Source organism: Paenibacillus sp. N3/727 (assembly GCF_022637315.1).
In the GTDB taxonomy this organism is placed as follows: domain Bacteria; phylum Bacillota; class Bacilli; order Paenibacillales; family Paenibacillaceae; genus Paenibacillus_AQ; species Paenibacillus_AQ uliginis.
In genome coordinates, this window is record NZ_CP093336.1 from 1,585,908 (window position 1) to 1,598,099 (window position 12,192).

The window sequence follows — 12,192 nt, forward strand, 5'->3', positions numbered from 1 at the left end:
CCTTTAATAGTGGAATCAAGTGATTGAACTGGAAAATGTTGTCGTGAAAATTATTTTGTTATTATCCCACTAAATAAGAAAATTATTTTTATATCCTCATCATAGAGGATGGATTTGAAGGAATCAAGGATAAAAAACCTCTTGTCCAGAATTTTAGCCCAATTTGTATTACACTCCGCACCTTCACTCCTGTTCTGACATACTATGAGTTGACTGTATCCCTTAACCTTGTTAGACCACACATACCCGGGCAAGGAGGGGTGACACCATTGAAGGGGAATGACCATAGCAGCAAGTTTTTGTTAACCCACCGTGAACGCGAAGTGTTTGAATTGCTAGTACAGGACAAAACCACTCGCGACATCGCCGGGCAGTTGTTCATTAGCGAGAAAACGGTGCGTAACCACATCTCCAACGTTATGCAAAAGTTGAACGTCAAGGGCCGTTCGCAAGCCGTTGTAGAATTGATCAAACTGGGAGAGCTAAAGATCTAACGTCCTTGCAAATCGACCTGCACGACGAAAGTCTTCTTTATCCGCTATGCGGGAAAAGAAGACTTTTTTGTTTGGAGGAAATCGATCAAACAATGTATTAATTTATTGAAAACCAATTAAAGAAATTTGATAAAGAGAAAATACTATTCCTCTCGCACCGATCAACATAATCTATCCAGCAACATTCCATATATTTTGAGAAGGAAAAAAGATTACACAGTCTAACAACATCGGAGCAACGACATAGCCAAGTACAGTTGCCGCGTTATGTATAAAACTAACTAAGGGTGTTTTTGCTTTACTCGTAGGAGTTGTAAGGATATCCAAAAATTACGACTTGAACGTGAGGGCGGTGAGCGAGGCGGCATCACACAAAAAAACAACATTTTTGCTGGAATCATCAAATGTGCGCATTGCGTGTTCGTCTATGCTCAGTATGAAGTCCAAAAGCAAAAAACAGATAGAGACGGTAGAGAATACCGTTATCTCGTCTGTTCCAGAAGACGAAGACAAGGGGATGCGGTTTGCAACAACAATTTTTGGCTCCCCTACTATCCGTTTCGCGATGAACTGATTGACGCTCTGTCGAACACGCTCCGTAGTGTCACCTCAGCGGAACAATTACTGAAAAAAACAAAGGACTCATTCAAATCAATCAATCCGATCTGGAAAGCGAAATTCAAAAACTGCAAAAACGAATTGCTGATAACCGTAAATGCCTGTTTGAATTGTGCCGCGAGAAAATGTCAGGGTAATTTCATGATGAAGAGCAATATAATCTGGAGAAAAATATTTATGAAAGATTGTTCAATGTGAGAAGAGATTGGCAGAAATAACAGAGGAACGCCGTAAAAATCCGATTTAACTGAGCTTTACGAGCATGTGATGGATATGACTGAGCTCTTACACTCGTGGCAAAAAAACAAGCGATTGTTAAAAGGGCATCGCTTGTTTTCATGATGCGTGCTTTAGTAACCCAGATCCAAAAGCTGTTGCTCGCAGTCCACCATTCTTGCTTGCTCAGATTCCGGAAATCCAAGTCTATGGGACTTTTCGCAGCACCACCAGCAGGAACAATGGATTTTTCCTTTGGCAAAGCTACCATCGTGCTTGTAGATCCATCCCCGCTGTGCCATGACACGCTTTCTATGGTGCCTGATATGGGCTTGAGTTCGATTTGTTCGGTAAGGCTTCATTACCATCACACTCCCTTGGGAAAAGGCTCAGCCCGCAGGAGTTCCAAGGGTTAAAGGCTTCTACGGGCAGAGCGTGATGGAAATCATAATGTTATTAAATAGCATTACATCACCTGTTGAGAAGAAATATGATTAATTTGAGTAATAAATTAGCATCATTTCAAAGTCCGCTTTGCATTTAGCTTTCATCATAAAATCAATGCCTAATATGCCATCAAAACCGTAGGGTTCTTGAACGGAACCGAGTTGAACAGGAAATGCATCCAAATGGACATGCTCGATTTTCAGATGAGGGATGACCTGCTCATAGCAGATTTCGCTTGTTCCGCCCACACCATACATCCGTTTGGCTCTGCCATGAATAAAATCAATGTGAATGCCGATCTGGGCTAGTAAATCCGTATCAAATACGGTTGCCGCACATCCTGTATCGAACAATACGTTAGGCAAAAGAACCGATTGGTCGTTGTGTGTTAAGGTTAGGGAGACAATGGGCAACCCATTATGGAGACTTATCTTCATGTGCGCTGCCGCACTCCTGAGAAAAATTCTTCGACAACTTCAACATCGGTCCGGCTGGTATGGAATACATATAATTCACGCGTTGGATGCAATTTATGAAAATGTTTATACCCGTTCCAAGCTTCTTGCGGATTATCGTAATCCTGAATAACTGACATATCTTCAAGTTGGCGCAATCGGTTACTGGAGCTGGCTTTAATCGCCTCCACTAACACAAAACGACTCGGATGCAGTTCGGCAATCTCTTCCCATTTCATCGGCTTCACCTCGCTTAATTTGCATTAAGTCCATTATATCATAAACGCAAATAGGAGATGGGAGTTGGGTGTGGAGATTGTCATTATATGGTACGATCTAGTTATAAAGTCCTGGCTTTGAATGAAGGGAATAAAATGCCTTCCCCGTTAATTGAGAAAGAAGTTAACCGATTATTTCAATCATTAAATGTTGAGCAATTAAACTTTCTCTAAGGCTATTTGGCAAATGGTTGGAGAAGTTGGCTCATAAAAAAGGAGTTGTGTTACAACCAAACACATCAATAGATGAAATATGGGAAAAGTTAAACGATTGGGAATTGAAAGAGATCTTGGATGGAGGCTACGGAAATCGCCCCTATAATAATTGTGAATGCGGAATGCCACTCCGTTATTGCTACATCAAGGTGGAAGCTACCGATCGACTATCCCGGTCTTCTTTTTCCGGAAGATTTACAAAACCAAATTGATGTTGGACTTCCTCTTACGTCCATTCAAACAAATAAGATTGAGCAAATGTTCAAGCACTCGGCGTAGCACACTGCGATCAGCAGACTATTTTTCGCAGCCCACTTGTGTCCTCCTTTCCCAAAATGGGTAATTTCGAAATTTCTATCCCAGATGTTTGATTTATTGTACTACTTACATTTATATTAAAATTCATATTTTTGGAGGCAACCAAAATGCTCATGTATGATCTTGAAGAAATTAAAAATGAATCAATATTTATTGATCTAATTGCTAACACGTATAGGGAACAGAACTTAGATGAGGTACTGAAATTAATTAAAAAATCAGGTTTTTTTGTTGATTTTTTTGGATCTGGTAACCCTAAAAATGAACCATTATACAAAAAAGTAATAGAGACAGTGTATGGTTTAATATCAGATACAGATGAACTTAAAAAATTGGAAGGATTTCAAAGCGAAGTTACGATACTTAATGGGCTATACAAAAAGGTAATTGATGACTACGTGAAACCTATTGAGGATACAATTCCCGAAAATATTCATGTATCCTCATATATTATTGCTTTGGAGTTATTCTTATCCCATGATATTTACAGATTGAAATACAAATCTGAACTTAACAATAATAGATCTGATTATTTTGAAAATGTCGCTGAATCTTCAGGGAATGTTTTACAGTATCTTTTGAAATACAAAAAACTTCCCTTAGAAAATTCTGCTTTAAAAATAGATTTTGAAATGACAAAAGCTGCTTTTCTGCATATTAAAAGTTCCGAATATAGAGAAATTCTTGATATACTTCGAGAGGTTTGGAGTTATTTTGAGGTAGATATTAATAAGAGTGATATTATTACAGCCATTTCAAAAGGCGAAAGGACATTGGGGAAGCAGATTTCCCATATGAAATTTTTAGATGTTCGTAATGCAAAACAAGCCAGACATGGGTATCAACAACTTCAATTATACGGGAAAGCTTCTACAATTTCGAAAACAAGAAAGCTTCCACCAAAAGATTTTATTTCTTATAACGAACGTATGACCTGTGATTTTATAGAAGAGTACTTTTCCACAAAAGACTTGGAATTAAAGTTTCTTGATATATCGATTGCTGAGTACATTAGAGCATATAGCATCATTTCAAATGAATCTGAATTGTTTATGAAGAAACGAAAAATAAAGTCGACATATACTCAGATATCAATAAATGATGTTTGTATTTCGAAAACAAAGAAAAAGTGGATTTATTTGTTCGTTGAATGGGGACTTACACATAAGAACGCTGAAAGAATTTTTGATTTATTAGTTTTTGACAAGCGATCTAAAGATTTATTCGATTGCCCCCTATTAAAGGCTGGCGAGGAGTACATTGTTATTCCTTCGATTGCCTCGATCACCGATCCTTCTCGTGCTTTGTTGTCAAATTTGAAAAGTAAGAAGGTGAAAATTAATATTAAGGGAGAGTTGTTTGAAGAGCAAATTAGAACAACTTTAAGGAGAGCTGGCATACAATTAGTTCATTTAAAAAAGAAAGATTATGAATGTGACGCTGTGTTTCCCTTAAATAATGATTTATTTTTTGTTGAGGCAAAGCATCTAAATGATCCGACCTCATATAGGGAATACATGAGAAATTTGGATGAAATACACGATGCTGTAAACCAGTTGAATAGAATTGTTGATTATTATGAACATGAGGAAAATCTGGAGGACATAAAAAAAAGACTGGGAATTGATTATGTAAATAAAATATATAGAGTAGTCGTTACAAATACATCACAAGGTGAACAATTAAGAATAAATGGAGTTTACACTATTGATGACATTGGATTTTCGGGTTATTTTTTGAGAAGACCTCCACAAAAACATCTTATGCACAAAGAAGGTCTCAACTCTACCCCAGTTTTCTATGAACATTATGTAGGTTCTCCTAATTCTCGACAATTTATTAATTTTATAGAGAATAACCCGTTTATCGATCACTACAAACGAAGGATTGAGTACACCACTTTTGACTATACTGAGCAACTCGGATTAAAATTTGTCGATTATGGCGTGAAAGTAAATACGATTGTTAATATGGATAAATTAACACCCAGTGAGTTAGAAGAGCTGAACCAGTTATTTTGAAGAAATGAATGACTAAGGTTAGCTTAAACTAACTTATCAATACATACTTAAAGCGTACTTCAAACCACATCTCCAACGTTATGCAAAAGTTGAACGTCAAGGGCCGTTCGCAAGCCGTTGTAGAATTGATCAAACTGGGAGAGCTAAAGATCTAACATCCTTGCAAGACGACCTGCACGACGAAGGTCTTCTTTATCCGCTATGCGGGAAAAGAAGACTTTTTTGTGTGAGAGAGAATAGAATGTTGAACCAGCGGGAGAACCAAAGTGATGTTTTTCGAGGGAAAGTCTAACTTTCCTTTAAACGAAGTGTGAGGAGGTTATCGGTTATAACGGATAATGAATAAACTACAAGGACAGTATACTATATGTCCCAAATTTCAAACTGGTGGTGGAAAGAAACGATGACATTAAAAAGGTTTTTGGTTGGGCGACCTCTGAAATCTACCCAACTAGGGGAACAAAAACTTAATAAGAAAAAGGCACTTGCCATTCTTTCCTCTGATGCTTTATCGTCCGTTGCATATGGTCCAGAACAAATACTGTTGGTTTTAATCACCGTAAGTGTATCAGCATTTTGGTATTCGGTACCGATTGGGATTGGAGTATTGATATTATTACTCGCGCTCATTTTATCTTACCGCCAAATTATTTTTGCTTATCCATATGGTGGAGGAGCGTATATGGTATCCAAGCAGAATCTAGGGGTGTACCCTGGACTTGTTGCTGGAGGCTCCTTGTTGGTGGATTATATATTAACAGTAGCTGTCAGCGTGTCCGCAGGTACGGATGCTATAACATCCGCCTTTCCGAGTCTACACCAGCACAAGGTTATCATTGCTGTAGTCTTTGTAGTTCTTCTTACCCTATTAAATTTAAGGGGGGTTACCGAGTCTGCTTCAATTTTAGCTTATCCCGTTTATTTATTCGTTTTGGCACTGTTTATTTTAATTGGTGTTGGTTTATACAACATTTTTACGGGTAGTATTTCACCCGATTTGCATGCGCCGATTGGTACTCCAGTAACAGGCATGACTATATTTTTACTACTCAGAGCTTTTGCCTCGGGAAGCTCTGCTTTAACAGGAGTTGAAGCGATTTCGAATGCCATTCCGAACTTCAAAGATCCTGCTTCTGCGGCTAAAACGTTACTGGCGATGGGAACCTTGCTTGCGCTGTTATTTTCGGGAATTGTGTACTTAGCCTATTATTACGGGATTACGCCTACTGTAGAGCAGACGGTTGTTTCGCAGATCGCAGCGCAGACCTTCGGACGAAACTTTATGTATTTTTTCATCCAAGGAACGACAGCTTTAATCTTGATTCTTGCATACCGGTTATTCGGCGTTTCCATTACTTGCTGTTAATCTTGCCAAAGATAAGTTTATCGCAAGAATGTTCACCGTACGGGGGGATCGACTGGGATATTCCAATGGTATCATCATTCTTGGTTTATTATCCATCGTGTTGATCATTTCGTTTCAAGGACAAACCGAGCACTTGATCCCACTTTATGCTGTGGGTGTGTTCATCCCATTTACACTCTCTCAGACAGGCATGATGGTGAAATGGATTCGTGAAAAACCAACAGGTTGGATTCCGAAACTGATTATTAACACAATTGGTGCCATTATCTGCTTTACCGTCACAATCGTGTTCTTTTTAACTAAATTCACACAGGTATGGCCTGTCTTTGTTTTCTTGCCGCTTATCGTTTATTTATTCTATCGTATAAAGAAGCATTACGAAGCGGTAGGTGAACAATTGCGGCTTACAACTAGCGAACCAACTGTGCCGATTGAGGGAAATGTCATTATTTTACCTGTATCGGGAATTACGCATGTTGTTGAACATTCCCTAAACTATGCTAAATCCCTGTCAGCGGAACAGATCATAGCTGTATATATTCCGTTTGAAAAAGAAGATGAAATCCGATTCGAGGAAAAGTGGCAGAAATGGAAACCTGATGTGAGGCTGGTGACTTTAAATTCTCCTTATAGGAGCATCATCCAACCTTTGAGCAAGTTTATCGATACGGTACATCGAAAAGCGAGCGAAGCCAATTATCAGGTTACGGTAGTTATTCCCCAGTTCATTCCAAAGAAAGGCTGGCATAACTTCCTACATAACCAAACAAGTTTTATGATCCGTACATACTTGCTTTATCGTAAAGATGTAATTATTACAACCGTTCCATATCACCTTAAGAAATGATTGCTTTGATGCACTAACACTCCTTGCAATCAACTGCATGACGAAAGCCTTCTTCAACCGCTATGCGGGGAACAGAAGGCTTTTTTGTGTGAAGGAAGTGGTATATTGGTAGGGGAGGGGATAAGAGATGAAGCTTATTATACTGTTTGTCATCATTGCCGCCATCGTATTGCTGGTTGTGTTGTATTCATTATTATCCAGGAGACAGCACAGCAACGTGGTGTCATTACATAAGAAGAAAAAAATAAAGGATGCCAATGGGCAGACCTGCAGCCGATGCAAAAAGTTGCAGCCTCTGACGTTCTATGCCAATGATGCAGGAATCGTTAGAGGATTATGCAAAGAATGCAAACGGATAATAGAAAAGTATGAGGAGCTTTATCCGGTATGAGAGAACGAATTATATTTGCGGGGAGTACAGTATGCCAGAAATGGCGTTTGTAAGTAATCATGAAGATCGGCGAGTAACTGAGTCGCTTTCGCGGGAGATTTCATGAATGACAATGGAAGGATGTTTTGATGTGTTACATCGAAGCAGCGGAACGGACGAATCGATTCTGGAGAAGCGGCAGCGATCGGAGGAACGATACGTACGGGGAGCGTCTTACAAATAACGAGCTATGTAATCAAAAAAAGCAACTGTACATCCGAATTAACGGGTGTCTGGTTGCTTTTTGATTTGACAAACTTTATACCCAGCCCAAGGCCCGAACGACCTGAGCCACGATGAAGGTCACGCCAATGGCAATGGCAGTCGGAATCGCAAAGGACAGAAATGTCCACTTTTTGCTCTTGGTTTCCTTGTAGATGTTGACGAGGGTTGTTCCGCAAGGGTAGTGAAGAAGTGAGAATAGCATCATGTTCAGTGCCGTAAGCCACGTCCAGCCTTGATCCAGGAAAATTTGCTTCAGCGCAAACATATCCTCAACTTCGGTCAACGAACCTGTAGCCAAATAACCCATGAGCAGAATCGGCAGAACGATCTCATTGGCCGGCATCCCGATAATGAAAGCCATCAGGATGAATCCGTCCAGCCCGAGCGCCTGGGCGAACGGGTCCAGGAAGCCGACAAAATGCAGCAGGATGCTAGTGTCACCTATATAGATATTGGCCAGTATCCAGGTCAAGACGCCTGCTGGCGCCGCCACGATCACGGCTCTCCGGAGAACATACACCGTTTTGTCCAGTGTAGAACGAAGGATCGTGTTCAAGATTTTAGGTTTCCGATAAGGCGGAAGCTCCAGCGTGTAGTGGGAAGGCACACCTTTTAATGCGGTTTTAGACAGTATCCACGATACGGTTAACGTGACAACAATGCCGATCAACACCATCCCCATGACAACAGAAGCGGTAACGAGTGTCTGGGTTCCACCGGAAAAGCCTGCGGCCATAAAGAGAGAAGCAAGTAGTATCAACGTCGGCCAGCGTCCGTTGCACGGAACGAAGTTATTGGTCAGAATCGCTAGCATACGTTCCCGGGGAGATTCGATAATCCGGGTAGACATGATGGCTGCGGCATTACAGCCGAATCCCATTGCCATCGTCAGGGACTGCTTGCCGTGGGCGCCGCTCTTCTTAAATAACCGGTCCAGGTTGAAGGCAACTCTGGGCAAATACCCGTAGTTTTCAAGAAGGGCAAACGCCGGGAAGAAGATCGCCATAGGAGGTAGCATAACGCTTACTACCCATGCGGTACCCCTGAAAAGTCCGAGAATGAGTACACCATGGAGCCATGCCGGCGCATTCACAGCCTCGAAACCTAGCGTCAAATATCCTTCCACCCATCCGAAAAAGCTGGCAAGCATAGAGGATGGCACGTTAGCGCCCGCAATTGTCAGATAGAACAAAATGCCGAGCAGTCCGAGCATAATGGGAAAGCCCCACACTTTGGAGGTGAAGATACGGTCCAGCCGCTCTGAACGATACAGGCGGTCTTTGTCAGTCACCGTAACAGCTTCATTACAAAGTTCCCTGGATTTTTTGAATAAATCTCCGACAATCGTCTCACGGACACCATCAATTTGGTCAGCAGGAATGGTGGCTGTTAGAGCTTCTAAGCGTTTTAGCTGCTCCATAGTTTACACCCCCTTTGTCTTGAGCGGAGATCCTGTCCTGAAGTGTAGAAATCAGTTTCTTATCGCCGTCCAGAAATCGAATCGCGAGCCACCGGGTTGGAAAGTCATTCCCTACGATATCTGTGATTTCGCTCTCTAATCTGGCGATATTACTTTCAAGCTGTTCGTTGTATTTCATTCGATAAGGAGTCGTCTGGATTTCGCCCAAGCACATTCTGAGTAAATGGTCTGACAATACATCCAATCCTTCGTTGTTTCTTGCCGAGATCGGGATAACCGGAACGCCGAGTTTTTTGGAAAGCTTCCCGGCATGGATCTTAATCCCTTTTTTCTTCGCTTCATCCATTAAATTTAAACAGATGATCACGCGATCGGTCATTTCAAGCACCTGAAGGGCCAGATTGAGGCTTCTTTCCAGTGCGGTGGAATCAAGTACAAGCAGCGTGACATCAGGCTTCTCAAATACGATGAAATCACGCGCTACTTCCTCATCCGAGGAGTTGGAGAATAAGGAATAAGTTCCGGGCAGATCCACAAACTCGAACCGGGCGTCTTTAAATTCATAATAACCGCTTGCTAGACTAACTGTTTTTCCTGACCAGTTGCCGGTATGCTGCTTTAGCCCTGTCAGAGCATTGAATAACGTACTTTTTCCAGTATTGGGATTTCCCGCTAGAGCGATGGTAAAAGATCTCATGATGATATCACCTCACCGTATATTAACTGGCTTTCCTCTTTCCGTAATGCAATGACTGTGCCTGCCACTCTATATGAGGTGGGATCTCCCAAAGGGCTTGCTCTGAGCACTTCGATGACCGAATCCTGTACGAATCCAAGATCCAGAAGCCGCCGCTTCAGTTCACCCTGGATATCCACCTTTTTCACCAGAAACCGCTGTCCGAGCACTGCCTGGTGCAGATTTTGATAATTATTTGTCTCGTCCATAAAGTTTAACCTCTCCCTATTTAATTGGGCCGAGCTTAGATTGTTTCCTGAATGCAACATTAGGCTTATATTATGCTCATCCCGACATAATGTCAACGGAGAGACCCACATTTTTTCATCTAAAAAAGAGTAACGCTTCAATTTTCATATAATTTTCGTTTACGTCCGTTCAAACATATGTTATATCTATATATGAGCAATTATTCATATGAATTGTGGTGATGATTATGGTATGGGACACGGTAGTTATTGGCGCAGGACAGGCGGGTTTGGCTGTAGGATATTGGTTAAACCGCAGTCGTGCGGAGAATAATAATTTTTTGATATTGGACCGCAGTATGGAAGCAGGTGAAGTATGGCAGGGACGATATGAATCGCTAAGATTGTTTACGCCAAGGTCTCACAATGCACTTCCAGGGCTTCCATTAGAAGGGGAGTCAGACGGATTTCCAGACAAGAACGAGATGTCTTTATATTTGCAAAAATATGCAGTGCATTTTGGGCTTCCTATTCAATTCGGAACAGACGTCACCTCTGTACGCAAAGAGCGGGGTGTTTTTATAATAGACAGCAGCCAAGGTCAGTACCAGGCCAAGAAACTGGTCATTGCGACAGGTCCGTTTCAGCAGCCGAACGTTCCTACGTATTCTCAGAAGGTATCAGACAATGTTCTCCAGATGCATTCTTCCTCCTATAGACATCCGTCACAGCTTCAGGAAGGGGATGTACTCGTCGTTGGGGGTGGCAACAGCGGTGCTCAAATTGCGGTAGAGCTTTCAGAGGGACGGAAAACCTACCTGGCGCTTGGTCAGCAGCCGAAATATTTGCCGCTTAAGATCGGAACCAAGAGTATTTTTTGGTGGTTGGACACTCTAGGTATATTAAAGGCAGCATCTTCGTCCTGGATCGGAAGGCGGCTACGGAGACAAGGTGATCCGATTTTCGGATATGAATTGAAAGAAGCGGTCAGGTGCGGTAAAGTGATCTTAAAAAAGAGAACCGTGGATGTGAGTGGCTTGGGGGTCCTTTTTCAGGATGGCTCGGAGCTGGCGGTTCGTAACATTATTTGGGCTACGGGGTTTAAATCCCGCTACAGCTGGCTGCATATCGAAGGAGCTCTGGACAGTGATGGACAGGTTCTCCATTCCCGTGGAGTCAGTTCGGTAGATCATCTATATTTCGTCGGGTTACCGTGGCAAACCCACAGAGGTTCAGCTCTGCTTGCAGGGGTCGGACGTGATGCCCGCTTAATCGTGGAAGCTATGAATGAAAAGAGGGAATGATCATGGAAAAAGAGATGCACGAACTTTTGCAGGAGGAACAAGCACTTGAAGCCTCCCGCCTACTTAAAGCGATATCCGATCCTACCCGGATTCGGATTCTTCATTTATTATCTCAGGAGGAGTGTCCTGTCGGTCATATTGCCGAGGTGCTTGGAATGAGCCAGTCTGCGGTATCACATCAACTGAGCCATTTGCGCAGCTTACGACTGGTGAAATATCGGCGTGACGGAAACACGTATTATTATACGTATCAGGATGAGCATGTCATTGGTATATTGCGCCAGGTGTTGGAGCATATCTCGTGCTAAGAGTACACTGTGATAACGGTACTATTGACATTTCGACCTTTCGGATGTAACGTATTGAAAAATGAATTCCGTGAACAACCTTGATCAAGGACATAAGTCCGCAGATACGGCGTAACAGAGAGGAGGCCCTTGGCTGAAAGGCTTTCATGTACGACTGCGTTCTTCCTCCCTTGTAGTTGCTGCGCTGCCATGCAGCGGAGCCGGTACGGCCCGTTACCGCCGTCAAGAGGATCTTCCCCCTGAACAATGGGTGGAAGATTGAAACAGGGTGGTACCACGAGCACATTCGTCCCTTATGACGGATG

General features: G+C 42.1%; 13 protein-coding genes and 2 pseudogenes. 9 read left to right on the top strand and 6 right to left on the bottom strand.

The window, feature by feature from the left end; all coding sequences use genetic code 11:
- The first annotated feature begins 269 nt into the window (after positions 1-269).
- Positions 270-494 carry a helix-turn-helix domain-containing protein gene (locus tag MNQ98_RS07035; RefSeq protein WP_208915358.1) on the top strand — a complete coding sequence of 75 codons (225 nt, stop codon included), beginning with the start codon at positions 270-272 and terminating at the stop codon, positions 492-494.
- A gap of 417 nt (positions 495-911) precedes the next feature.
- Positions 912-1,310, top strand: coding sequence for a hypothetical protein (locus MNQ98_RS07040; RefSeq protein ID WP_241932558.1), 399 nt, complete (start codon positions 912-914; stop codon positions 1,308-1,310).
- A gap of 152 nt (positions 1,311-1,462) precedes the next feature.
- Here MNQ98_RS07040 and MNQ98_RS07045 read toward each other — a convergent pair whose 3' ends face one another.
- From MNQ98_RS07045 to MNQ98_RS07055, 3 genes are all read right to left on the bottom strand, one after another.
- The gene (locus MNQ98_RS07045; RefSeq protein ID WP_241932559.1) at positions 1,463-1,690 is read right to left on the bottom strand and encodes a hypothetical protein; all 228 of its coding nucleotides are present in this window, start codon (positions 1,688-1,690) and stop codon (positions 1,463-1,465) included.
- A gap of 132 nt (positions 1,691-1,822) precedes the next feature.
- On the bottom strand, positions 1,823-2,212 hold the full coding sequence (locus tag MNQ98_RS07050) for a retropepsin-like aspartic protease (RefSeq protein WP_241932560.1): 390 nt from the start codon (positions 2,210-2,212) through the stop codon (positions 1,823-1,825).
- Positions 2,209-2,469: a hypothetical protein gene (locus tag MNQ98_RS07055; protein ID WP_241932561.1), complete on the bottom strand. Its 261-nt coding sequence runs from the start codon at positions 2,467-2,469 to the stop codon at positions 2,209-2,211. The genes MNQ98_RS07050 and MNQ98_RS07055 overlap by 4 nt, the downstream gene beginning before the upstream one ends.
- Before the next feature lie 333 nt (positions 2,470-2,802).
- On the opposite strand from MNQ98_RS07055, the gene MNQ98_RS07060 reads away from it, so the two are divergent.
- The 5 genes and pseudogenes from MNQ98_RS07060 (at position 2,803) to MNQ98_RS07080 (ending at position 7,667) form a co-directional block, all read left to right on the top strand.
- A complete protein-coding gene (locus tag MNQ98_RS07060) occupies positions 2,803-3,003 on the top strand; it encodes a hypothetical protein (RefSeq protein ID WP_241932562.1) in 201 nt (66 codons plus the stop codon).
- A gap of 146 nt (positions 3,004-3,149) precedes the next feature.
- Complete coding sequence (locus tag MNQ98_RS07065) at positions 3,150-5,063, top strand: hypothetical protein (RefSeq protein WP_241932563.1); 1,914 nt, start codon at positions 3,150-3,152, stop codon at positions 5,061-5,063.
- A gap of 50 nt (positions 5,064-5,113) precedes the next feature.
- Positions 5,114-5,218, top strand: a pseudogene (locus MNQ98_RS07070) (LuxR C-terminal-related transcriptional regulator); the annotation flags it as partial.
- Between the two features lie 248 nt (positions 5,219-5,466).
- Positions 5,467-7,276 (top strand): annotated as a pseudogene (locus MNQ98_RS07075) (APC family permease).
- A 127-nt stretch (positions 7,277-7,403) separates the two neighbouring features.
- A complete protein-coding gene (locus MNQ98_RS07080) occupies positions 7,404-7,667 on the top strand; it encodes a hypothetical protein (protein WP_241932564.1) in 264 nt (87 codons plus the stop codon).
- A 298-nt stretch (positions 7,668-7,965) separates the two neighbouring features.
- On the opposite strand, the gene MNQ98_RS07085 is transcribed toward MNQ98_RS07080, so the two are convergent.
- From MNQ98_RS07085 to MNQ98_RS07095, 3 genes are read right to left on the bottom strand one after another with little or no spacing between them, the layout of a single operon-like run.
- Positions 7,966-9,351 (bottom strand): nucleoside recognition domain-containing protein, encoded by a 1,386-nt coding sequence (locus MNQ98_RS07085; RefSeq protein WP_241932565.1) that lies wholly within the window; start codon positions 9,349-9,351, stop codon positions 7,966-7,968.
- Complete coding sequence (locus MNQ98_RS07090) at positions 9,302-10,048, bottom strand: FeoB small GTPase domain-containing protein (protein ID WP_241932566.1); 747 nt, start codon at positions 10,046-10,048, stop codon at positions 9,302-9,304. The genes MNQ98_RS07085 and MNQ98_RS07090 overlap by 50 nt, the downstream gene beginning before the upstream one ends.
- Positions 10,045-10,296, bottom strand: a complete 252-nt coding sequence (locus MNQ98_RS07095) for a FeoA family protein (protein ID WP_241932567.1) — start codon at positions 10,294-10,296, stop codon at positions 10,045-10,047. The genes MNQ98_RS07090 and MNQ98_RS07095 overlap by 4 nt, the downstream gene beginning before the upstream one ends.
- 227 nt (positions 10,297-10,523) lie before the next feature.
- Here MNQ98_RS07095 and MNQ98_RS07100 point away from each other — a divergent pair, with 227 nt between their 5' ends.
- Together MNQ98_RS07100 and MNQ98_RS07105 are read left to right on the top strand one after the other, a co-directional pair.
- A complete protein-coding gene (locus MNQ98_RS07100; protein WP_241933864.1) occupies positions 10,524-11,579 on the top strand; it encodes a flavin-containing monooxygenase in 1,056 nt (351 codons plus the stop codon).
- Between the two features lie 2 nt (positions 11,580-11,581).
- The gene (locus MNQ98_RS07105; RefSeq protein ID WP_241932568.1) at positions 11,582-11,887 is read left to right on the top strand and encodes an ArsR/SmtB family transcription factor; all 306 of its coding nucleotides are present in this window, start codon (positions 11,582-11,584) and stop codon (positions 11,885-11,887) included.
- Positions 11,888-12,192: the final 305 nt, after the last annotated feature.